26 protein-coding genes are annotated in these 20,489 nt (G+C 68.1%); 12 read left to right on the top strand and 14 right to left on the bottom strand.

Annotated elements, in window-relative coordinates; genetic code table 11:
- Positions 1–3 precede the first annotated feature (3 nt).
- Genes gspD through ATE64_RS14855 form a run of 12 tightly spaced genes read left to right on the top strand, consistent with a single transcriptional unit; the run spans position 4 to position 10,975 of the window.
- The gene (gspD, locus tag ATE64_RS14800; protein ID WP_058457326.1) at positions 4–2,214 is read left to right on the top strand and encodes a type II secretion system secretin GspD; all 2,211 of its coding nucleotides are present in this window, start codon (positions 4–6) and stop codon (positions 2,212–2,214) included.
- Complete coding sequence (gene gspE / locus ATE64_RS14805) at positions 2,211–3,704, top strand: type II secretion system ATPase GspE (protein WP_058457327.1); 1,494 nt, start codon at positions 2,211–2,213, stop codon at positions 3,702–3,704. The genes gspD and gspE overlap by 4 nt, the downstream gene beginning before the upstream one ends.
- Positions 3,697–4,914, top strand: coding sequence for a type II secretion system inner membrane protein GspF (gene gspF, locus ATE64_RS14810; RefSeq protein WP_058457357.1), 1,218 nt, complete (start codon positions 3,697–3,699; stop codon positions 4,912–4,914). Before gspE ends, gspF begins: the two co-directional genes overlap by 8 nt.
- 4 nt (positions 4,915–4,918) lie before the next feature.
- Complete coding sequence (gene gspG / locus ATE64_RS14815; RefSeq protein WP_082657911.1) at positions 4,919–5,407, top strand: type II secretion system major pseudopilin GspG; 489 nt, start codon at positions 4,919–4,921, stop codon at positions 5,405–5,407.
- Between the two features lie 7 nt (positions 5,408–5,414).
- Positions 5,415–5,900, top strand: coding sequence for a type II secretion system minor pseudopilin GspH (gspH, locus tag ATE64_RS14820; RefSeq protein WP_156416635.1), 486 nt, complete (start codon positions 5,415–5,417; stop codon positions 5,898–5,900).
- Positions 5,881–6,252: a type II secretion system minor pseudopilin GspI gene (gspI, locus tag ATE64_RS14825; protein WP_058457329.1), complete on the top strand. Its 372-nt coding sequence runs from the start codon at positions 5,881–5,883 to the stop codon at positions 6,250–6,252. The genes gspH and gspI overlap by 20 nt, the downstream gene beginning before the upstream one ends.
- Positions 6,249–6,860 (top strand): type II secretion system minor pseudopilin GspJ, encoded by a 612-nt coding sequence (gspJ, locus tag ATE64_RS14830; RefSeq protein ID WP_058457330.1) that lies wholly within the window; start codon positions 6,249–6,251, stop codon positions 6,858–6,860. The genes gspI and gspJ overlap by 4 nt, the downstream gene beginning before the upstream one ends.
- Positions 6,857–7,864: a type II secretion system minor pseudopilin GspK gene (gspK, locus tag ATE64_RS14835; RefSeq protein WP_058457331.1), complete on the top strand. Its 1,008-nt coding sequence runs from the start codon at positions 6,857–6,859 to the stop codon at positions 7,862–7,864. The genes gspJ and gspK overlap by 4 nt, the downstream gene beginning before the upstream one ends.
- A gap of 1 nt (position 7,865) precedes the next feature.
- Positions 7,866–9,011 carry a type II secretion system protein GspL gene (gene gspL / locus ATE64_RS14840; protein ID WP_058457332.1) on the top strand — a complete coding sequence of 382 codons (1,146 nt, stop codon included), beginning with the start codon at positions 7,866–7,868 and terminating at the stop codon, positions 9,009–9,011.
- Positions 9,008–9,490 (top strand): type II secretion system protein GspM, encoded by a 483-nt coding sequence (gspM, locus tag ATE64_RS14845; protein WP_058457333.1) that lies wholly within the window; start codon positions 9,008–9,010, stop codon positions 9,488–9,490. Before gspL ends, gspM begins: the two co-directional genes overlap by 4 nt.
- Positions 9,487–10,203, top strand: a complete 717-nt coding sequence (gene gspN, locus ATE64_RS14850; protein ID WP_058457334.1) for a type II secretion system protein N — start codon at positions 9,487–9,489, stop codon at positions 10,201–10,203. The genes gspM and gspN overlap by 4 nt, the downstream gene beginning before the upstream one ends.
- A 1-nt stretch (position 10,204) precedes the next feature.
- Positions 10,205–10,975, top strand: coding sequence for an A24 family peptidase (locus tag ATE64_RS14855; RefSeq protein ID WP_156416636.1), 771 nt, complete (start codon positions 10,205–10,207; stop codon positions 10,973–10,975).
- On the opposite strand, the gene pal is transcribed toward ATE64_RS14855, so the two are convergent.
- From pal to ATE64_RS14925, 14 genes are all read right to left on the bottom strand, one after another.
- A complete protein-coding gene (gene pal / locus ATE64_RS14860) occupies positions 10,962–11,480 on the bottom strand; it encodes a peptidoglycan-associated lipoprotein Pal (protein WP_197410193.1) in 519 nt (172 codons plus the stop codon). The genes ATE64_RS14855 and pal overlap by 14 nt on opposite strands.
- A 96-nt stretch (positions 11,481–11,576) precedes the next feature.
- On the bottom strand, positions 11,577–12,950 hold the full coding sequence (tolB, locus tag ATE64_RS14865) for a Tol-Pal system beta propeller repeat protein TolB (RefSeq protein ID WP_058457335.1): 1,374 nt from the start codon (positions 12,948–12,950) through the stop codon (positions 11,577–11,579).
- On the bottom strand, positions 12,950–13,786 hold the full coding sequence (locus ATE64_RS14870) for a hypothetical protein (protein WP_231729183.1): 837 nt from the start codon (positions 13,784–13,786) through the stop codon (positions 12,950–12,952). Before ATE64_RS14870 ends, tolB begins: the two co-directional genes overlap by 1 nt.
- A gap of 6 nt (positions 13,787–13,792) precedes the next feature.
- Positions 13,793–14,293: a protein TolR gene (gene tolR, locus ATE64_RS14875; protein WP_058457336.1), complete on the bottom strand. Its 501-nt coding sequence runs from the start codon at positions 14,291–14,293 to the stop codon at positions 13,793–13,795.
- Positions 14,293–14,991, bottom strand: coding sequence for a protein TolQ (tolQ, locus tag ATE64_RS14880; RefSeq protein WP_058457337.1), 699 nt, complete (start codon positions 14,989–14,991; stop codon positions 14,293–14,295). The genes tolR and tolQ overlap by 1 nt, the downstream gene beginning before the upstream one ends.
- Positions 14,985–15,464 carry a YbgC/FadM family acyl-CoA thioesterase gene (locus ATE64_RS14885; RefSeq protein WP_058457338.1) on the bottom strand — a complete coding sequence of 160 codons (480 nt, stop codon included), beginning with the start codon at positions 15,462–15,464 and terminating at the stop codon, positions 14,985–14,987. Before ATE64_RS14885 ends, tolQ begins: the two co-directional genes overlap by 7 nt.
- Positions 15,465–15,566: 102 nt before the next feature.
- The gene (gene ruvB / locus ATE64_RS14890) at positions 15,567–16,595 is read right to left on the bottom strand and encodes a Holliday junction branch migration DNA helicase RuvB (RefSeq protein WP_058457339.1); all 1,029 of its coding nucleotides are present in this window, start codon (positions 16,593–16,595) and stop codon (positions 15,567–15,569) included.
- Entirely contained in the window at positions 16,592–16,993 is a 402-nt protein-coding gene (locus tag ATE64_RS14895) for a GFA family protein (protein WP_058457340.1), read from the bottom strand. Before ATE64_RS14895 ends, ruvB begins: the two co-directional genes overlap by 4 nt.
- Complete coding sequence (locus tag ATE64_RS14900) at positions 16,990–17,733, bottom strand: ParA family protein (RefSeq protein ID WP_058457341.1); 744 nt, start codon at positions 17,731–17,733, stop codon at positions 16,990–16,992. Before ATE64_RS14900 ends, ATE64_RS14895 begins: the two co-directional genes overlap by 4 nt.
- Complete coding sequence (gene ruvA / locus ATE64_RS14905; protein WP_058457342.1) at positions 17,730–18,329, bottom strand: Holliday junction branch migration protein RuvA; 600 nt, start codon at positions 18,327–18,329, stop codon at positions 17,730–17,732. Before ruvA ends, ATE64_RS14900 begins: the two co-directional genes overlap by 4 nt.
- Positions 18,330–18,455: 126 nt before the next feature.
- The gene (gene ruvC, locus ATE64_RS14910; protein ID WP_058457343.1) at positions 18,456–18,929 is read right to left on the bottom strand and encodes a crossover junction endodeoxyribonuclease RuvC; all 474 of its coding nucleotides are present in this window, start codon (positions 18,927–18,929) and stop codon (positions 18,456–18,458) included.
- Between the two features lie 148 nt (positions 18,930–19,077).
- A complete protein-coding gene (locus tag ATE64_RS14915; protein ID WP_058457344.1) occupies positions 19,078–19,824 on the bottom strand; it encodes a YebC/PmpR family DNA-binding transcriptional regulator in 747 nt (248 codons plus the stop codon).
- Between the two features lie 55 nt (positions 19,825–19,879).
- Positions 19,880–20,197 (bottom strand): YbjQ family protein, encoded by a 318-nt coding sequence (locus tag ATE64_RS14920; protein ID WP_058457345.1) that lies wholly within the window; start codon positions 20,195–20,197, stop codon positions 19,880–19,882.
- A gap of 45 nt (positions 20,198–20,242) precedes the next feature.
- Positions 20,243–20,485, bottom strand: coding sequence for a DUF2312 domain-containing protein (locus tag ATE64_RS14925; protein ID WP_003039223.1), 243 nt, complete (start codon positions 20,483–20,485; stop codon positions 20,243–20,245).
- Between the last annotated feature and the right edge of the window lie 4 nt (positions 20,486–20,489).

Genomic DNA, 20,489 nt, shown 5'->3' on the forward strand with positions numbered 1-20,489 from the left:
ATCATGCGCCTCAAACTGTCACTGATGCTTGCCGCCGCGCTCGTTTCCGCTGCGCCAGCCCCCGCGTTCGCGCAATATACGCTGAACGTGCGCGACGCCGATATCCGCGCCTTCATCCAGGACGCGGCGCGGATCACCGGGCGCACGTTCGTGATCGACGGCCGCGTCAACGGCAAGGTCTCGGTCGTCACCGACCGGCCGCTGTCGCGCAGCGAATATTTCGAGATTTTCCTTGCCACCTTGCGCTCGAACGGGCTTGTCGCGGTGCCGGGTCCGAACGGCAGCTACCGTGTCCAGCCGATCGACGGCGCCGCAGCGCAGCCGGGCCGCATCGGCAGCAGCGGCGCGGCGCAGAACCAGTTCGTGACCGAGATCATCCGCCTGAAGCATATCGACGCCGTCGCGGCGGTCGAAACGCTGCGCCCGCTCGTCAGCCCGCAAGGGTCGCTCACCGCGAACCGCAACGCGAACAGTCTCGTGGTGGCGGACTTCGCGGACAATATCCGCCGCATTCGCGCGCTCGCGGCGAGCATCGACCGCGACAGCTCGACCAGCCAGATCGTGACGCTGAAAAACGCCGGCGCGCGCGAGATCGCCGCCGCGCTCACCGCGCTCGTCCCCGCGGCGGGCGAGGGGGCGAAGGCGCCGATCGCGATCGTGCCGGTCGACAGCAGCAACGCGATCGCGCTGCGCGGCGACCAGGCGCTCGTCGCGCGTTTCGTCTCGATGGCGCACGACCTCGACGCGAAGGCGGCGGGCGGCACCGAGCTGCGCGTCTATTGGCTCGAACATGCCAATGCCGAGACCTTGCTGCCGACGTTGCAACAGCTCGTGGGGGGCGGCAGCGACCCCGCGCAGAAGGCCGGCTTGCCCCCGGCATCCTCCTCCTCGTCGACGACCACGGGCGGCAGCACGCCGGCGCCTGTGGCTGCCACCACCAGCACCCCGACCTCGGTCAGCGGCTCGGGCGGCAGCATCGCGACGCGCGGCCCTGCGATCGTCACGCGCTATGAGGGCGCCAACGCGATCATCGTCGCGGCGAACAGCGAGGTGCAGCGGATGCTCGGCGAGCTGATCCGCCAGCTCGACAGCCGCCGCGAGCAGGTTCTCGTCGAGGCGATCGTCGTCGAGATCGGCGACGACGCCGCGAAGCGCCTCGGCGTCCAGTTCCTGCTCGGCGGCAAGAATATCCCGTTCGTCGCGACGAACTACAGCAATGCGCAGCCGAATATCTTCACGCTTGGCGGCGCTTACGCTGCGACCAAGCTCACCGAGGACAAGACGACGGTCGACGGCACCACGGTCGTCACGCAGACGTCGAGCGCGCTCGGCAGCAGCCTGCAGGAAGCTGCTGCAGCTTCCTTGCTTTCGGCGACCGGCGGCTTCGCGGGGTTCGCGGGCGATATCGGCAAGAACACGATCTTCGGCGCGATCATCAACGCAGTGAAGTCCGACACGACTTCGAACCTGCTTGCAACGCCGCATATCGTCACGCTCGACAATCAGGCCGCGAAATTCCTCGTTGGGCAGGAAGTGCCGATCACGACGGGCGAAGCGCTCAGCGACAATTTCGACAACGCCTTCCGCACCGTCCAGCGCGAAGAGGTCGGCATCAAGCTGGAGGTCACGCCGCAAGTCAATGGCGCCGGCGAGGTCAAGCTCTTCCTCCGTCAGGAAGTGTCGAGCGTGGCGGGACCGGTCTCGTCGCGCAACAGCGACCTGATCCTCAACAAGCGCTCGTTCGAAACCGTGCTGACCGTCGACGACGGCGAGATCCTGGCGATCGGTGGCCTGCTCAACGACGACGAGCGCAAGACGATCGAGCGCATCCCGCTTTTGAGCGACATCCCGCTGCTCGGCGAACTGTTCAAATCGCGCAGCCGGAGCCGGTCGAAGACGAACCTGATGGTGTTCATCCGTCCGACGGTGCTGCGCAATCGCGAGGATAATGCCGCGCTGACCGCGCGCCGCTATGGCTATATCCGCGACTTCCAGCTCCAGCGGAATCCGGGCGAGGAGCCCGCGATCGATACGCTGGTGCGCGATTATCTGGGCACGGTGCCGCCGGTTCCGAGCGCGGCGACCCCGACCGACGTCACGGTCGGTCCCGTCAACCTGCAGGAACTGCGCGGTCCCGACGGCAAGGTGATCAGCACCGGCGTGCCGCCCTCGATTTCGCAGGCGCCCGCCCCTCCCGCCGGAGACTATCCGTGAGCGACATCGAACCGGTGGCGCCTTCCCCGGCGCCGGTTGATATTCCCTATGGCTTCGCGCGAAACCACGGCGTCGTGATCGCGCAGGAAGAGGGCGGGCGCTGGCTCGCTACGCTGCGCGAAGGCAGCGACCCCGCGGTGCTGATCGAGGTCAAACGCTTTCTCGCGCAGCCGATCCGGGTTGCGACCGCGAACGCGGCGGATTTCGACCGGCTGCTTTCGGACCATTATGCGGTCGACGCCTCCGCAGCGGCGATGGCGGGGACGCTCGATGGCAGCGACCTCGAACTCGGCATTCCGAGCGCCGAGGATCTGCTCGACAGCGCCGACGACGCCCCGGCGATCCGGCTGATCAACGCGATCATCGCCGAAGCGGTGCGGCAGGGCGTCAGCGACATCCATATCGAACCCTATGAAAGCGGGCTCGTCGTGCGGATGCGCACCGACGGCGTGCTGCGCGAGCATCTGCGGATGCCGCCGCACGTCGCCCCCGTCGTCGTCAGCCGCATCAAGGTCATGGCGCGCCTCGACATCGCCGAGCGCCGCGTGCCGCAGGACGGGCGCATCGCGCTGACGCTGGCGGGCAAGGCGGTCGACGTTCGCGTCTCGACCCTGCCGAGCCGGGCCGGCGAGCGCGTCGTGATGCGTATCCTCGACAAGGACACGGCAGGGATCGACTTCGACGTTCTGGGACTGTCGGGCGAGGCGGACCGGATTTTGCGCGAGGCGCTGGCCGAACCCAACGGGATCATCCTCGTCACCGGCCCGACGGGTTCGGGCAAGACGACGACGCTCTATGCGGCGCTGAAGCAGCTCAATGACGGCCAGCGCAACATCCTGACGGTCGAGGATCCGGTCGAATATGCCGTCGACGGCATCGGCCAGACGCAGGTGAATGCGAAGGTCGGGCTCGACTTCGCGGCGGGGCTGCGCGCGATCCTGCGCCAGGACCCCGACGTCGTGATGGTCGGCGAAATCCGCGACCGCGAGACCGCCGATATCGCGGTGCAGGCGTCGCTTACGGGTCACCTCGTGCTCTCGACGGTCCACACCAACGATGCGGTCGGTGCGATCACGCGCCTGAAAGACCTGAAGGTCGAGCCCTTCCTGCTCGCCTCGACCCTGCGCGCGGTCTTGGCGCAGCGGCTTGTCCGCAAGCTGTGCGACCATTGCCGCGAGCCGGTGCAGGCCGACAACAGCGTCGCGGCGATGCTCGGGCTCGACATCGGCACGGTGATCTGGCGCCCGAAGGGCTGCGACCAGTGCGGCCACACGGGCTTCAAGGGCCGGATCGGAGTGTTCGAAGCAATCAAGGTCGACGAGACCGTGCGCCGCTATATCTATGCCGGCGGTGATGAATCGATGATCGCAAAGCACGCCTTCCTGAAGGCCCCGACGCTGGCGTCGGCGGCGCGCGCGATGGTCGCCAAGGGGCTTACCACGCCCGAGGAGGCGATCCGCATCGCGCGGCGCGAGGATGTCGATGCCTGATTATCGCTATGTTGCGATCGACAGCCAGGGCCGCGAGCGCAAGGGGCGGCTGGCCGCCGCGAACGACGATGCCGCCCGCGCCGACCTGGTCCGCCGCAAGTTCCATATCGTCGCGGTCGAGGAGGCGGGGACGAAGCCGACAACCGGCCGCTCGTTGCTCGCCTTTCGCCGGGGCAAGCTTTCTTCCAAGGAGCTCGCGCTGTTCACGCGCCAGCTCGCCACGCTTGTCGAGGTCGCGCCGCTCGAAGAGGCGCTGCGCACGCTGACGCGGCAGAGCGAGGCCGAAAGCGCGCGTGCGGTGATCGGCGACGTCCATGCCGGCCTGCTCGAAGGGCGCCGTCTTGCCGACGCGATGGCCCGCCAGCCGGGCAGCTTTCCGCCGCTCTATCGTGCGATGGTCGCGGCGGGGGAGACGACGGGCAGCCTGACGACGATCCTCGCGCGGCTTGCCGACCTGCTCGAACGCCAGGCCGAGGTGCGCGGCAAGTTGATAGCCGCGCTCGCCTATCCGGTCGTGCTCGCGGTGGTAGCGATCGGCGTCGTCGCCGCGCTGATGATCTTCGTCGTGCCGCGCGTCGTCGAACAGTTCAACGACGTCGGGCAGCAGCTTCCCTTCCTGACCCGCGCGGTCATCGCCATCTCGAGCTTCGCCGCGAGCTGGTGGTGGCTCATCGCGCTGCTGATCGCCGTCGCCACCTTCGGCTGGGTCAGCGCGATGCGCCGCCCGGCGTTCAAGGCCGCGGTCGACGCGCGGTTGCTGGGGCTGCCGCTGTTCGGGCGACTGCTGCGCGATCTTTACGCCGCGCGCTTCGCGCGCACGCTGTCGACGATGGTGTCGAGTCGCCTGCCGCTGGTCGAGGGGCTCAGGCTCACCGTGCCGACGATCCGCAACGCCGCGCTCGCCGGCGCCACTGCCAGCATCGTCGATCAGGTGCGCGCGGGCGGCAGCCTGTCGGCCGCGCTCCGCGACGCCGGAGTCTTTCCGCCCTTGCTCGTCTATATGACCGCGAGCGGCGAAAGCGCCGGGCGGGTCGAGCAGATGCTCGAGCGCGCCGCCGACTATCTCGAACGCGAGTTCGACCGTTTCACCGCCGCGTCCATGGCCCTTCTCGAACCTGTCATAATTGTCGTTATGGGGTCGTGCGTCGCACTCATCATCCTCGCCATCCTGCTTCCGATCCTCCAGTTGCAGAACCTTGCAGGGCTATAAATACATGTCGCTGATGCAGCTTTTCCTTCGCCTCATGATCGATCCCGCACGTCCCGACAGCCGTCGGCGCAAGAAGGACGAGCGCGGCTTTACCCTGACCGAACTGATGGTCGTCATCTTCATCATCGGCCTGCTTGCGACGGTCGTTCTGATCAACGTCCTGCCCAGTCAGGACAAGGCGATGGTCACCAAGGCGAAGGCCGATATCGCCACGCTGGAAAGCGCGCTCGAGCAATATCGCCTCGACAATCTCAGCTATCCGGCGACGACCGACGGCCTGAACGCATTGACCACCGCGCCGCCGGCGCTCGCGCAGCCCGAGCGCTATCGCCGCGGCGGTTACATCAAGAAACTGCCGCAGGATCCCTGGGGCCGCCCCTATAATTATCAGGCGCCCGGCGCGAACGGAAAGGCGTTCGACGTGTGGTCGATGGGCGCCGACGGCGCGCCTGGCGGGACCGACGAAAATGCGGATATTCGCAGCGAAGGATAAGCCGCCGATGTTCGACTGGGCCCCCGCCTTCGCGGGGGCGCGTTCGCCGGTAAGCGAACGCGGCTTCACGCTCGTCGAACTGATGGTCGTGCTGGCGATCATGGCGCTCGCAGCGACCGCGGTCGTGCTGACCATTCCCGGCGAAGAGCGCAATGTGCGCAGCGAGGCCGACCGGCTCGCCGCGCGCCTTGCCGCCGCGCGCGATGTCGCGGTGATCGAGGGGCGCAGCGTGTCGGTCAATCTCGCGCCCTCCGGCTATGGCTTCGAGCGGCGGGTCGAGGGCGCCTGGCAGCCGCTGCCCGGCCGCGCGTTCGAACAGCGGAACTGGCCGTCCGATGTCCGCTTCGTCGCGGGCGACGGGCTGGGCGCGGCGCGCATCCTGTTCGACCGCGTCGGCACCAGCCCGACCCCCCAGGCGGTTGTGCTGTCGGGCGGCGACGCGCGCGAGATTGTCCGCGTTTCCGCGACGGGGGATGTCAGTCGTGGAGAATAATCAACGAGGCTTCACTCTGCTCGAAATGCTGGTGGCGCTCAGCATCATCAGCATCGCGGCGCTGACGCTGGTGCGGCTCGATGCCTATGCGGTGCGTACCGCCGGCGATCTCGACGAAAGCACAATGGCGGGCATCGTGGCGCAGAACCGCGCCGTCGAACTCTGGACCGACCCGTCGCCGCCGACGATCGGTGCGAGCGCGGGCAACGTTGCCAATGCGGGGCGCAACTGGCGCGTCGAACAGCGTGTCGCGAAGACCGCCGACGACAGCCTGCTGCGCATCGACCTGATCGTCCGGCCCGAAAGCGGGCGCGGGCAGGCGACGCTGACGATCATCAGGCCGTCGCGATGAAGGACGAACGCGGCTTCACCCTCGTCGAGATGCTCGTCGCGCTATCGATCTTCGCGGTGATCGCGGCGATGGGGGTCAGCCTGCTGCGCAGCAGCGTCGACACGCAGGATGCCGTGCAGGCGCGGCTTCAGGGCATGAGCGGGATCAACCGCGTCCGCGCGGTGATGGCGAACGACCTTGCGCAGGCGGTGCAGCGGTCGACGCGCGGGCAGGCGGGCGAGCCCGTCCCCGCCTTTGTCGGATCGTCCAACGGCTTCGCCTTCGTTCACGCGGGCGCTGGGTCGCTGGACGGCAGCCCGCGCCCGAACGTCGAGCGCGTCGGCTACGCGCTGACCGGCGGCGAATGGCGCCGCGCGACCCAGCCGATGCTCGACGGCACCGCGCTGTCGGATGGCGACCGGCTGATCGGCGACGTCACCGCGGCTGCGGTGCGCTATCGCGATGCGCAGGGGAACTGGAGCGAAAGCTGGAGCAGCGATCCCGGCGACCGCCTGCCGCGTGCGGTCGAGGTGCGGCTGACGCGGACCGGCCGCGCGCCGTTGACGATGCTGTTCCTGACCGGGCCGACGCTGCCGCCGCCCGTCGCTGCGGGAGCGCCGCCCGCATGACCCGCCATCCGAAAGGCGAACGCGGCGCGGCGCTGCTCACGGTGTTGCTGCTCGTCGCGGTGATGGCGGTGATCGCCGCGACCGCGCTCGACCGCCTGACGCTCGCGACGCGGATCGCGGGCAGCGCATCGACGGTCGATCAGGGGCGCGCCTATGCCTTCGCCGCCGAGCAGATTGCGCTGCGCCGGGTTTCCAGCCTTGTGTCGCGCGATCCGACGCGGCTGACGCTCGACGGGGGGTGGCTCGGGCGCGATTTCACCCTGCCGCTGCCGGGCGGGCAGGGGCAGGCGCGGCTGACCGATGCGAACAATTGTTTCAACCTCAACAGCCTCGCCGCCGAAACCGCACCGGGAAGGCTGAGCCAGCGGTCGGGTTCGGTGCGCCAATTCGCCGCGCTGATGAAACTGATCGGCATCGGCGAGGGACAGGCGCAGCAGATCGCCGGCGCGGCGGCCGACTGGGTCGACAGCGACAGTAACGACGGCCCGCTCGGCGCCGAAGACAATGTCTATCGCGGGATGCAGACGAGCTATCTCGCGGCGAACCGCAAGATGGCGGACGTCAGCGAACTGCGCGCCGTGCGGGGGGTGACGCCGAAAATCTATGCGCAGCTCAAACCCTGGGTCTGCGTGTTGCCGGTGACCGACGCGGTGAAGCTCAACGTCAACACGCTGACCCCCGAACAGGCGCCGCTGATCGCAATGCTGCTGCCCGGCCAGATCAGTGTCGCCGACGCGCGGGCGGCGCTGGCGGCACGGCCTGCGGGCGGCTATGGCAGCAGCGTGCGATTCTGGGAGGGCCGGGCCTTTGAGGGCCGCGAACCGCCGCAGGATGTCGCCGAACAGGCCGGGGTGAACAGCCGCTGGCTCGCGCTGACGACGAATGTTACGATAGGGGACGGGGTTTTGACGGCAAGATCGCTCATCGACGCGAACGGCGGGGCGGCCAGCGCCGGCCAGGCCGCCCCGACGATCGTCCGCCGCGACTGGGGCGAGACCGACTGACGTGAGCCGCACGCTTGTTCTCTGGCTGCCCCCGCTGGCGGCGTTGTCGGGCGAGGATGCCTTCCGCCCCGCTTGGTTGCGCGTCGATGATGGCGTCATCGTCGATTCGGGGCAGGACGATGGCTGGATCGACGCCTGGGAGAAACCGGCGGACGGCGAAGCCGAGGACCGGCTGGTCGCGCTGGCCCCCGCCGCCGATATTCCGGTTCGCTGGTATCACTATCCCGACGCCGCGCCCGCGCAGGCGGCCGCCGCGGCGCGGGTCGACGCGCTGCGCGGCAGTCTGGGCGACGCGGCGGCGCTCCATGTCGTTGCCGGGCAGCCGACGGGGGACGGGCAGGCGGTTCCGGTCGCGGTGACGACCCATGCGGCGATGGCGGCCTGGCGCGACTGGCTCGAGGCACGGGGGCTTTCGGCGGCAGCGATCGTTCCGTCGGCCGCGACCGTCCCGCCGCCCGAGCCCGATGCGCTGTGGACCGCCGATGTCGGCGGTGAAGCGATTGTGCGCACCGCCGACCGCGCCTTTCTGTCCGATCCCGAGCTCGACCAGCTGATCGCGGGCGAGCGGGTGATTGCGCCGCTGGCGGCCGAGCCGATGCGCGAGGCGCTGTTGCTGTCGCTTGCCACCCCGCCGATCGACCTGCTGACCGGCGCGTGGAAGCCGAAGCGGAGCTGGTCGCTCGATCCCGCGCTGGTGCGGATCGGCAAGCGGCTGTTGATCGCGCTCGTCGCGGTGAGCCTGCTGATCCCGATCGTCCATGCGGTGCGGTTGACGAGCGATACCAGCCGTGCCGACGATGCGACTGTCGATCTTGCGCAAAAGGCCGGCATCAAAGCCCAGGATGCCGAAGCGGCCGAGGCCGAACTCGATCGCCGCCTCGCCGCGGCGGGCGGCGGACCGCTCGCTTTCTCCGTACCCGCGTCGGCGCTCTATGACGCGATGCGCGATACGCCGGGGGTGGCGCTGAAGACGCTGTCGCACCGCACCGACGGCACGCTGTCGACGACGCTCGCCGCCCCGCGCGTCGAAGACATCAACAAGGTGCTGCTGGCGCTGCAGGCGCGCGGATATCGCATCACCGCGCAGCCGATGGCGGGCACCGACGGCCAGCAGATGGCCAATGTGACGATTCGGGCGGTACCATGATGGAAGCGATGAAAAACTGGTGGAGCGGGCTGTCGACACGCGAACGCTGGCTGGTCGGCGTTGCAGGCGCGCTGGCGGTCGCCGTGCTCGGCTGGGCGCTCGGGCGCCCGGCGGTCGCAGCGTTCCTTGACCTCGAAAGCCGCCATCGCGCCGCGATCGAGCGCGAGGGGCGCGTCGCGGCCAAGGTCGGGCTGCTTTCCCGGCGCCCGGCGAAGTCGGTCGCGGCGGCGGTCGATGCGGTGGCGATCGACCAGTATCTTGCGCAGTCGGCGGGAGAGATCGGCCTGACGCTCGACCGCAACGAGGCGCGCGGCGAGCGGCAGGTGACGATCGCGATCGCGACGGCGAAGGCGCCGGTGCTGACCGACTGGCTCGCCGGCCTGGAAGCGCAGGGTTTCGTCGTCGACCAGCTGACGATCACGCCGGCCGCGGACGGAACCGTCGGGATGACCGCCGAACTCAGAAAGGGCGGGCAATGAGCGCGCGGCGACGCTGGGCGATCGCGGCCGCGCTGTTGGCGCTGCTGCTGATCGTCGCGACCTTTCCGATGCGGCTGGCGCTGTCGCTGGCCGGCGCCGCCGACGCGGGCGTATCGGCGCGCGAAATTCGCGGCTCGATATGGTCTGGCGCGCTGATCGACGCGCGGCTGGGCGCGCTGCCGCTCGGCACGGTGCGTGCGAGCCTGTCGCCGATCGACTTGCTGGGCGGCAGCACCGAACTGACCTTCGAACGCGCCGACGAACGGCTCGGCCCGCTGTCGGGGCGCCTCTATGGCAGCGACCCGCGCGGCATGTCCGATGTCAACGGCACGACCTCGATTGCGGGCGGCCTGGGCCTGATCCCCGCCGACACGATCCGCTTCGAGGGCGCGACGGTGCGTTTCGACGATGGCGGCAAATGCGCCGAAGCGACGGGACGCATCCAGCTGTCGGTCGCGGCGCCGATCGCCGGGCTCGACCTGTCGCAGGGGCTGTCGGGGCCGCTGCGATGCGCGGGGGGGCGGGCGCAGGCGGCGCTTGCGAGCCAGTCCGGGATGGAGCGGCTGACGCTCGCCTTCGACGGCAAGGGCGCCTATCGCGCCGAGTTCGCGATCAACGTCGACCGCGATCCGGCGATGGCGGCGGCGCTGGCGGTACTCGGCTTCAAGTCCGGAGCGAACGGGTTCGTGCTGGCGACCTCGGGCCGCTTCTGACGTGACCATCCTCGACGCCTTGCCCATCGGCGCGGGCGTCTTTCTGGCAGGGCTGATCGGGCTTGTCCTCGGCAGCTTTATCGCGACGCTGGTATTGCGCTGGCCGGCAGGCAGGTCCGTCCTCGGGCGGTCGCAGTGCGATGGCTGCGGGCGCCAGCTAGGTGCGCTCGATCTCGTGCCGCTGCTGTCGGCGCTCGCATCACGCGGGCGATGCCGCGAATGCGGTCGAGCCATCGATCCCTTTCATTGGCGCGTCGAGCTCGGGTCGGCGCTGCTGGGCGTCGCGGCGCTGGCGATCATGCCCGGCACGGCAGGATGGCTCTGGGCGCTGTTCGGCTGGCTGCTCTTGCCATTGGCTTTGCTCGACGCGCGGCATTTCTGGCTCCCCGACGGGCTCAACGCGCTGCTTGGCGTTGCAGGGCTGCTCATCGCGGGGCCGTTGCTGCAAACGACGCTCGTCGACCGCTGGGTCGGCGCTGTAGTCTGCGGGCTGACGCTTGCCGGAATCGCGGCTCTCTATCGCAAGCTGCGCCTGAAGGACGGGATGGGCGGCGGCGATCCGAAGCTCGTCGCGGCGATCGGCGCATGGCTCGGCTGGCAGGCGTTGCCGCTCATGCTGCTGCTCGCGAGCCTCGGAGGGGTTGTTTTTGCGGTGCTCGGCAAGAAAAAAGGGGACCGGCCGCTTGGTGAGCAGCAGATCCCCTTCGGTCTTTTCGCGTGCGCCGCGGCGTGGGTCGCGGTGCCGCTGTGGCCTGTCCTTATCGCCCGATGACGACGGTCACCGCGCGGCGGTTCTGCGCCCAGGCTTCCTCGGTCGAGCCGAGCGCCGCCGGGCGTTCCTTGCCATAGCTGATGACGTCGATGCGCGACGGATCGACGCCGATCGAGGCGAGATAGTTTTTCGCGGCATTGGCGCGGCGTTCGCCGAGCGCGATATTATAGTCGCGTGTGCCGCGTTCGTCAGCATGGCCCTCCAGCGTCACGCGGACCGCGGGGTTGCGGGCGAGCCACTGCGCCTGGCTCTGCAGCGTCGCCTGATCCTGCGCATCGACATTGTACTGGTCGAGATCGAAGAAGATGCGGTCGCCCATGGCGCCGACGCTGGCGAGGAAGTCTTCCTGTGATCCCGGAACGACGCCGGTGCCGGTTCCGGCCCCCGTGTCGGTGCCGCTGCCATCGGGCGCGGGCGGAAGCGTATCGGGCGCTTTTTTCGCGCAAGCCCCGACAGTCAGCATGGTGATCGCCGCGATCATCGCGGTGGTTTTGCGTATCGTCATGGGTTCTGTCCTCTTGTTGCTCAGTCTTCAGTCGTGGGGGTCGGGGATGAACTCAAGTTGAACCCCCCGGTTTTCCTTTGGTTCCGCGCCCGCGCTTCAGGGCAGGATCGGCCCCCAGCTCGGGTCCGATCCGTCCTGCGGCGTCGGCAGGCGGCGCAGGTTCACGCCGGTCAGGTCGACCTGCCACAGGGTCGATTTGCCCTCGCGCCCCGGCGAGGTGCGGAAGAACTGGATGACGCGGCCGTTCGGCGACCAGGTCGGCGCCTCATCCTGCCAGCTGTTGGTCAATAGCCGCTCGCCGCCCCCCGACGGCGTCATGACGCCGACGCGGAACTCGCCGCCGCCCATCCTGGTGAAGGCGATCAGGTCGCCGCGCGGCGACCATTCGGGGGTCGCATAGCGCCCGCCGCCAAAGCTGATCCGCTGCTGGTTCGAACCGTCGATATTCATCGTATAGATTTGCTGGCTGCCCGACCGGTCGCTTTCGAACACGATCTTGCGCCCGTCGGGCGAAAAACTGCCGCCGACGTCGATCCCCGGCGTGCTCGTCAGCCGAACCGGCGTGCCGCCGTCGGCCGAGACTCGATAGATGTCGGTGTTGCCGCCGACCGCCATCGAATAGAGGATCTGCCGCCCGTCGGGCGACCAACGCGGCGCGAAGGTCGCGTTGCTGCTTTCGGTGACGAGCTTCTGCGTCCCCGCGTTGATGTCATAGATGAACACGCGAACGCGGTTGTTCAGGTAGCTGACGTACACGATCTTCTTGTAATCGGGCGAGAAACGCGGGCTGATCGCGAGCGCCTGGCCATTGGTGATGAAGCGGTGGTTGCCGCCGTCCGAATCCATGATCGCGAGGCGTTTGATGCGGTTCCCCTTGGGCCCGCTCTCGGCGATATAGGCGACGCGGCTGTCGAAGAAGGGCGATTCGCCCGACAGGCGCGAATAGATGGCGTCGGCGCATTTGTGCGCGGCGCGGCGCCAGTCGCCGGGCTGTATCTCGTAACCCTGGCGCACCAGTTCGGTCTGGAGCGCGGTGTCGTAGAGATAGCAGCCGACGACGAGCCCACCGGTACTGCTCGCCTGGACGAAGCCATGGACGACATTGTCGGCGTTGCGCGCCTGCCAGTCGGCGAACTGCGGCGCGCGCACTTCGCCCATCGTGATCGCGCGCACGCTGCCGGGGCCAAGCGGCGCGTAGAGTCCGCTGCGTTCAAGGTCGGCGGCGATGACGTCGGCGATCTGGCGGCCGAGCGTGCCGGTGCTGAGCCCCGCGACATTGACGACGGCGGGGGTCGCAAAGGCGGGGACCGCGATCACCGTGCGCTCGGTCGAGACTTCGGCGACGACCTCGGCGGTGCGCGGCGTGTCCTCGGTGGTCGCGGGCGGCGTCTGAGCCGCCGCGGGAAGCGCTGCGAACGCGCCCATCGCGGCGGCGAGAAGGGTGAGCCGGGTGGCCAGCGAGCGTTTCATCACATTCCTTTCGCTCGGAAGGTCACGTCCCAGACCCTCCACTGATCATAATATTCGTCGGGCAGGTCGAACGGCGAGGCCTGCCGGATCGACCGCTCAGCGCGCTCGACGAACAATTTCTGCTGCGGCGCATTGCTGTCGGTCTTGCCGGTGAGTTCGCCGACCTGGGCGATGCTCGTGATCCGCCCGTCGCGGCTGAGCTGGATGCGCAGCACGACGCGGAGCTGGTCGATATCGACGCCCGAGGGCACGTTGCGGCGCCAGAAGGGCAGGATCTTGCCGTCGATCGCGACGTCGATCGATCGCTTGACCTCGGCCGCGGTGGCGGCCGCGGGCGCACCCTTGGTTTGCGTCGACTTGCTCGGCGCCCTGCTCAGCCCTTCGGTGATGCCGTCGAGACGGCCGGTCGGGCGCGTCGGTGTTTTCTTCGGCGGCGGTGCAGCCTTGGGCGCGGGTTTAGGCTGCGCCTTCTGCGCGGGTGGTTGCTTCTTCGCGGGTGTCGGGGTCGGACGCTGCACCAGCCTGGGCGCGGGCGCCGGGGTCGGGCGGACGATCGGCTCGGGGACCGGAGGAGCGGGCATGGGTTCGGGCGCGGCGATGTCCGTCGCGTCTTCTTCGCCCAGCCTTGTGGCTGGAGCCTCCTCGGTGATCACCGGCGCGGTCGATTGCGGCGCGGTCTCGGCGACCAGATCGACCTCCATCGGCGGATTGTCGAAGCGGCGGTCGCCGCGCGTCCACTGCACCGAGAGCAGGCCGATCACGACGACATGCAGCAGCACCGCCACCGCGATGCCGATCCGCTGATTTGCCCCTGGCGCCGTTTCCGCAACCATCATCCGACCCTATTGGCCGCTATCTGAACCGGTGGTGACCGCAGCCGGCGCGTCGTCCGATCCCGTGGTGACGAGCGCGATGCGCGTCAGCCCCGCGCGGTTGAGTTCGCCCATCACGCGCATCACGCGGCCGTAGTCGAGAGTCTTGTCGGCGCGCAGCATGATCTGGCGCGGCTTGTCCTGGCCCTCATTCTCGCGCGCGATCGCGTCGAGGCGAGCGGGAAGCTCGGCCTCGGCCACGACCTGATCGCCGATGTAGATCGTGTCGTCGCCATTGATCGACAGCTGGACCGGTTCCTGCTCCTCGGTCTCGACCGGTTTCGCGCGGCTTTCGGGCAGGTCGATCGGCACCGCGGAGGCGAGCAGGGGCGCGGTGATCATGAAGATGATCAGCAGCACCAGCATCACGTCGACGAGCGGGGTGACATTGATGTCGGCCATCGGCGCGCGGCGTCCGCCGCGACCGCGCCGCCGTCCGCCGGCGCCGCCGGAAGGGCCCGACATCGCCATCAGGCGTCCGCCTCCAGCTCTCGGCTGAAGGTCGCGTGCAGCCCGTCGGCGAAGCGGCCGAGGCGCGATTCGAGGCGGTTCAGCCGCTGCGAGAAGGCGTTGTAGGCGATCACCGCCGGGATCGCCGCGAACAGGCCGATCGCGGTCGCGAACAGCGCCTCGGCAATCCCCGGCGCGACGACGGCGAGGCTGCTGTTGTTCTCAGCCGCGATCGCGGTGAAGCTGCGCATGATGCCCCAGACGGTGCCGAACAGACCGACGAACGGTGCGACGGCGCCGATGGTCGCCAGCGTGCCGATCTTCTCGGCGAGGCGGTCGACCTCGCCCTCGACCGCCGAATTCATCGCGACGCCCAGCCGCTCGCGCGTTCCGTCGCGGTCGATCACCTTGCCCTTGGTCGAGCGGCGCCATTCGCTGATCCCGGCGCCCAGCACCTTCGCGCTCGGCAGCTCTTCGCCGCCATTCTTGTCGAAAAAGGCGTCGATATTCTCGGCGCGCCAGAAATCGCGCTCGAATTGTTCCGATGCGCGCATCAGCTTGCCGACGCTGCGGCCGTGTGTGAAGATCACCGCCCAGACATATATGGAGGCGAGCAGCAGCCCGATCATCACCGCCTTCACGACGATGTCGGCCTGGATGAACAGCGCGACGGGGGACAGCGTCGCCGCATCGGCGGCCAGCTTGATATTGTCTAGCAAGGGTTCGTCTCTCCATTCATGATCGCGGTAAAGCGTTCGGCCCAGCCTGCGGGCTGACGGCGCGGCCGGCCTTCGGGCGACAGGAAGGCCGCGGTAACACGTCCGCCTGTCAGCACTTCTGGCGTTAACTCATCCTGACCGCGAAGGATGCGCTGCGCGATGATGACGCTCGCGCCGCGCACCGTCTCGACGGTGCTGACAACGGTCAGGTCGTCGTCGAGCTTCGCAGGCCTCAGATATTTGATGGCAAGGTCGGTAACCGCCCAGGCGCCTTCGCCCGCTTCCATCGCCGCGCGCTGGTCGATGCCCGCAAGGCGCAGCATGTCCGAGCGCGCGCGCTCCATATAGCGCAGGTAATTGGCGTGATAGACGATGCCGCTGAGGTCGGTGTCCTCGAAATAGACGCGCAACCGGTAAAAATGCGCCGCCCCGACGAAGGCGCCGGGGACGAAGGGGGGAGGGCCGCTGACCATGGTTAAGACCGATAGCGGGTGGGTGAGTCGGCGGGAACCCCTCTTCAACGGTTCGTCGTACCCAAGAGCCGGTTGGTGGAATGAAAGGCGCAGGAATCGGCGCTATTTTCCCTCGTCGAATAGCCCGTCCTGCGTGCCTTGGGGCGGATTGAGCCCAAGGTGCTTCCACGCGCTGGCGTTGAGCATCCGCCCGCGCGCGGTGCGGGCGATCAGGCCGGCCTGCAGCAAATAGGGCTCGATCACATCCTCGATCGTGTCGCGCGGTTCGCTGAGCCCGGCGGCGAGGGTCTCGACCCCGACGGGGCCGCCGCGATAGATGTCGGCGATCATGGCGAGGTAGCGGCGGTCCATCGCGTCGAGCCCGAGCGCGTCGACCTCGAGCCGGTTGAGCGCGGCGTCGGCAGCTTTCGCATCGACGACCGCGTGCCCCGCGACGGTCGCGAAATCGCGCACGCGGCGGAGCAGGCGGCCGGCGATGCGCGGAGTCCCGCGCGAGCGCTTCGCGATCTCCAGCGCGCCGTCGGCGGCGATCGGCAGCGCGAGTAGCCGCGCGGCGCGCGATATGACCTGTTCGAGCTCGCCATGCGTGTAGAAATTGAGCCGCACCGGAATGCCGAAGCGGTCGCGGAGCGGCGTCGTCAACAGGCCCTGCCGCGTCGTCGCGCCGACGAGGGTGAATTTCGGCAGGTCGATCCGCACGCTGCGCGCCGACGGCCCTTCGCCGATCATGATGTCGAGCGCGCGGTCCTCCATCGCGGGATAGAGGATTTCCTCTACCGCGGGCGACAGCCGGTGGATCTCGTCGATGAACAGGACGTCGCCGTCCTCCAGATTGGTGAGCAGTGCCGCGAGGTCGCCGGCCTTCGCGATCACCGGGCCGCTGGTCGACCGGAACCCGACGCCGAGCTCCTTCGCGACGATCTGCGCCAGCGTCGTCTTGCCGAGACCGGGAGGACCATAGAAGAGTACATGGTCGAGCGCATCCGACCGGGCTTTCGCGGCCTCGATGAATATCCGCAAATTCTCGCGCGCCGCCGCCTGTCCGACGAATTCGGCAAGCGACTTCGGCCGCAGCGCGGCGTCGGCATCCTCGGGGGTACGGATCGGGGTCGTGAGGGCGGGCTCAGTCATAACCGTTCTATTGCCTCGCCGACGATGCAAACCCAAGGTTCCTGACGATCCTCATAGACCGAAAATTGAAGTTCGAAATCATGGCCGGGTTCGAAATTGCCGATCGGCACCGCGTAACTGTCCATCTCTGGGCGGTTGAGGAACCAGAGCGTCGAGCCGCAATTGCCGCAAAAATAGAAATCCGCGAGAGTGCCGCTGCCACCGGCATGTTGGTAGAGCTTCGCTTCGCCTTCGGTGCGCACATTTGCTGCGGGAAAACGCGCCTGCGCGGCAAAGGCGCTGCCGCTTCGCGCCTTGCAGTTGCGACAGTGGCACACCGACACGCGGATCGGCTCGCCGGTGCAGGCGATGCGGATCTGGCCGCAGCGGCAGGAGGCGTGGCGGATGCGGTCGCTCATGATGCGCTGGCTGCCAGCCGCTTTTCGACCGTCTGCCAGAGGGCGGCGATCGCCGCGACGGGAGCGCTCTTCCGGCCACCGAGCATCCCGATTGGCGCGCGCGCTTCCGTCATCCGCTCGTAGGCGCTCGCCATCGGTATGACGGGCCAGTCGGGCGCGTCGGCGAGAGTCTCGCGGTGGAGCGCGCGGCGGCGGTCGACCATCGAGAACACCGGGAGCAGCGGGACGCGCAGCGCTTTCCTGCCGCCCATATGCTCCTCGATCGCCTCCAGCGCCCGGCGCGCGAGCGGTGACGGGATGACGGGGACGATTACAAGATCGGCGGCGCGGAGAATCTGTTCGGAGGTGTCGGTAAGTCCCGGCGGGCAGTCGATGAGGATGCGCTCGAATCCGCGCGCAAAGTCCCCGGCAATTTTCGCGAGCCGCTTCTTTTTGTCGAGCTCGTGAAACTCGACGTCGAGCCCGCGCAGCGACCGGTCGGCGGGAAGCAGGCTCAGCCGGTCGGTCGCGGTCGGCGCGATCAGCTTCGCCGGATCGAGATCGCGGCGGATCGCGGCCTGCGCCTTTTTGCCCGTTCCCTCGTGGCCGAGGATGTAGGTTGCGGCAGCTTGCCCGTCGAGGTCCCAGAGCAGGGTGCGGCGGCTCGAGAGGGTCGCAGCCGCCCAGGCAAGATTGACCGCGAGCGTCGTCTTTCCGACTCCGCCCTTGAGGCTATAGACCGCGATCGTCCTGCCGTTCATTTCGCCGCTTTCTTCAGCGCCACACGAACCAGCGCGTCGAGGCTGGCATCTGCGCCCAATTCCTCGCTTGCAGCCGCGACCGCCGCGCTTGCCTCGCCGGGCTTGAAGCCGAGGCCGGTAAGCGCGGTGACGGCGTCGCCGAGTGGGCCGGAGGTGGTGCCCCTGGCCGGACTCGAACCGGCGATGCCGCCCAGCGCCCCCGCCTTGTCCTTGAGCTCATGCGTGATCCGCTGCGCGAGTTTCGGGCCGACGCCATTGGCGCGCGCGATCATCGCGCTGTCGCCGCTCGCGAGCGCGCGTTGCAGGTCGCCGATCTCGAGCGCCGAGAGAATCGCGAGCGCGACCTTCGCGCCGACGCCCTGGACGCTGGTGAGCAGGCGGAACCAGTCGCGTTCCGCGGCCTTGGCAAAGCCGAGCAGGCGGAGGAAATCCTCGCCGACCAGCATTTCGGTGTGGATGGTGACGTCGCCGCCGACCGGACCGAGCGCGTCCAACGTGCGCGCCGATGCCTCGACCAGATAACCGACGCCGCCGACGTCGATCACCGCATGGCCTGCGCCGCTTGAATCGAGCCGTCCCGTCAGTTTTGCGATCATGCGTCCGTGCTAGCGCGGGGAGAACGAAAAGGGAATCAATTTCCCGTCCTCGTCATGCCGGACTTGATCCGGCATCCATCGCGGCGCTGGGTATGGACCCCGGATCAAGTCCGGGGTGACGAATGTCTAGACGCGCGGCCGGTGGTTCGCGTGGCAGATCGCGACCGCCAGCGCGTCGGCCGCATCGGCGCCCGCGACCTTCGCACCGGGCAGCAGCACGCGCAGCATCGCCTGCACCTGCTCCTTCGCCGCGCCGCCGGTGCCGACGACGGCTTTCTTGACGAGGCGCGGAGCATATTCGCCCACCGGCAAGCCGCCGCGCGCGCAGGCGAGCAGCGCGACGCCGCGGGCGTGCGCCAGCTTCAGCGTCGATTGCGGATTGTCGTTGACGAACACTTCCTCGACCGCCGCACATGTCGGCGCATGATCGGCGATCACCGCCGCGAGCACGGTGTCGAGATGCGCCAACCGGTCGGGCAGGGGCGCCTTGGCGTCGGTCTTGATCTGGCCGTTGGCGATATGGCTGATCCGGCTGCCCTCGACGCGGATCACGCCCCAGCCGGTGCAGCTGAGCGAGGGGTCGAGACCGAGGATGATCATATTTTCAATCCTCCCTGTGCCATAGGCATGGGGAGGTGGCAGCGCGAAGCGCTGACGGAGGGGCTTTGGCGCGAACGTCGCCGCTCCTCCACCACTCGCTTCGCGAGCGGTCCCCCTCCCCATGGCTTCGCCACAGGGAGGAAATTCATCAACCCAGTTTCTCCATCACCGCGTCGGGGATTTCGTAGTTGCCCCATACAGTCTGGACGTCGTCGTCGTCGTCGAGCGTGTCGATCAGCTTGAACAGCGTCTGTGCGATGCTCTCGTCGGCCACTTCGCTCTTCAGCGTCGGGCGCCACGCGAGCTTCACGCCCTCGGCTTCGCCGAGCTTCGCCTCGAGCGCCTTCGCGACCTCGTGCAGGCTGTCGACGCTGGTCCAGATGTCGTGGCCTTCATCGGACGACTCGACGTCGTCGGCGCCCGCGTCGAGCGCGGCTTCGAAAACCGTGTCGGCGTCGCCCGCCTTGGCAGGATAGTTGATCAGGCCGAGGCGGTCGAAGCCGTGGCTGACGCTGCCCGAGGTGCCGAGGTTGCCGCCATTTTTCGAGAAGGCGGTGCGGACGTTGGTCGCGGTGCGGTTGCGGTTGTCGGTAAGCGCCTCGACGATCAGCGACACGCCGCCGGGGCCATAGCCCTCGTAGCGGATTTCCTCGTAATTCTCGCCCTCGCCGCCCGACGCCTTGTCGATCGCGCGCTGGATATTGTCCTTCGGCATTGACTGCGCCTTCGCCGCGTTCACCGCGGCGCGCAGGCGCGCGTTCGCATCGGGATCGGGCAGGCCCATCTTCGCCGCGACGGTGATTTCACGCGCAAGCTTCGAAAAAAGGGCGCTGCGCTTTTTGTCCTGCGCGCCCTTGCGGTGCATGATGTTCTTGAATTTACTATGGCCGGCCACGGCCTACCTCCATCGAAACGGGAAATGTGGCGTCGCCCTAGCGTGCCGACGCCGATCAGACAACCACGGCGGTTCCCGACGCGCTGACCATCAGCATCGAGCCGTTCTGGCCGAGCACTTCATAGTCGAGGTCGACGCCGACCACCGCATTGCCGCCGAGGCGCGCGGCTTCGGCTTCCATCTCGCCGATCGCTTCCTTGCGCGCGCGGGCGAGGACGTCCTCATATTTGCCCGAGCGGCCGCCGACGATGTCGGTGATGCTGGCAAACAAGTCGCGGAACAGGTTGGCGCCGACGATCACCTCGCCGGTGACGATGCCCAGATATTCGCGGACCGGATGGCCTTCGATAGTATTGGTCGTGGTGCTGAACATCGTCACTCTCCCTGGGTGGTTGATGGGGGGGCTGGTTGATCGGGCTCAGACGATGCCGAGCGCTGATTTGTAAACGTCGAGGATCGCTTCCATTTCCTTGCGGTCGTGGACGGGCATTTTGCGCAGGCGGACGATCTGGCGCATGATCTTGGGATCATAGCCCTGCGACTTCGATTCCAGATAGACGTCGCGGATATCGTCGGCGATGCCCTTTTTCTCTTCTTCCAGCCGCTCGATGCGCTCGATGAAAAGGCGCAGTTGTTCGTCGGCAGTCGTGGCTTCGCTCATTGTG

It is taken from the genome of Sphingopyxis sp. H073 (genome assembly GCF_001468395.1).
Taxonomy (GTDB): domain Bacteria; phylum Pseudomonadota; class Alphaproteobacteria; order Sphingomonadales; family Sphingomonadaceae; genus Sphingopyxis.

Bases quoted from the DNA above. Each gene is read 5' to 3' on its own strand.
- gspD (WP_058457326.1), top strand. From the start codon at position 4: ATGCGCCTCAAACTGTCACTGATGCTTGCCGCCGCGCTCGTTTCCGCT.
- gspF (WP_058457357.1), top strand. From the start codon at position 3,697: ATGCCTGATTATCGCTATGTTGCGATCGACAGCCAGGGCCGCGAGCGC.
- gspG (WP_082657911.1), top strand. From the start codon at position 4,919: ATGTCGCTGATGCAGCTTTTCCTTCGCCTCATGATCGATCCCGCACGT.
- gspH (WP_156416635.1), top strand. From the start codon at position 5,415: ATGTTCGACTGGGCCCCCGCCTTCGCGGGGGCGCGTTCGCCGGTAAGC.
- gspI (WP_058457329.1), top strand. From the start codon at position 5,881: ATGTCAGTCGTGGAGAATAATCAACGAGGCTTCACTCTGCTCGAAATG.
- gspJ (WP_058457330.1), top strand. From the start codon at position 6,249: ATGAAGGACGAACGCGGCTTCACCCTCGTCGAGATGCTCGTCGCGCTA.
- gspK (WP_058457331.1), top strand. From the start codon at position 6,857: ATGACCCGCCATCCGAAAGGCGAACGCGGCGCGGCGCTGCTCACGGTG.
- gspM (WP_058457333.1), top strand. From the start codon at position 9,008: ATGATGGAAGCGATGAAAAACTGGTGGAGCGGGCTGTCGACACGCGAA.
- gspN (WP_058457334.1), top strand. From the start codon at position 9,487: ATGAGCGCGCGGCGACGCTGGGCGATCGCGGCCGCGCTGTTGGCGCTG.
- pal (WP_197410193.1), bottom strand. From the start codon at position 11,480: ATGACGATACGCAAAACCACCGCGATGATCGCGGCGATCACCATGCTG.
- tolB (WP_058457335.1), bottom strand. From the start codon at position 12,950: ATGAAACGCTCGCTGGCCACCCGGCTCACCCTTCTCGCCGCCGCGATG.
- ATE64_RS14870 (WP_231729183.1), bottom strand. From the start codon at position 13,786: ATGATGGTTGCGGAAACGGCGCCAGGGGCAAATCAGCGGATCGGCATC.
- tolR (WP_058457336.1), bottom strand. From the start codon at position 14,293: ATGGCGATGTCGGGCCCTTCCGGCGGCGCCGGCGGACGGCGGCGCGGT.
- ATE64_RS14885 (WP_058457338.1), bottom strand. From the start codon at position 15,464: ATGGTCAGCGGCCCTCCCCCCTTCGTCCCCGGCGCCTTCGTCGGGGCG.
- ruvB (WP_058457339.1), bottom strand. From the start codon at position 16,595: ATGACTGAGCCCGCCCTCACGACCCCGATCCGTACCCCCGAGGATGCC.
- ATE64_RS14895 (WP_058457340.1), bottom strand. From the start codon at position 16,993: ATGAGCGACCGCATCCGCCACGCCTCCTGCCGCTGCGGCCAGATCCGC.
- ATE64_RS14900 (WP_058457341.1), bottom strand. From the start codon at position 17,733: ATGAACGGCAGGACGATCGCGGTCTATAGCCTCAAGGGCGGAGTCGGA.
- ruvA (WP_058457342.1), bottom strand. From the start codon at position 18,329: ATGATCGCAAAACTGACGGGACGGCTCGATTCAAGCGGCGCAGGCCAT.
- ruvC (WP_058457343.1), bottom strand. From the start codon at position 18,929: ATGATCATCCTCGGTCTCGACCCCTCGCTCAGCTGCACCGGCTGGGGC.
- ATE64_RS14920 (WP_058457345.1), bottom strand. From the start codon at position 20,197: ATGTTCAGCACCACGACCAATACTATCGAAGGCCATCCGGTCCGCGAA.
- ATE64_RS14925 (WP_003039223.1), bottom strand. From the start codon at position 20,485: ATGAGCGAAGCCACGACTGCCGACGAACAACTGCGCCTTTTCATCGAG.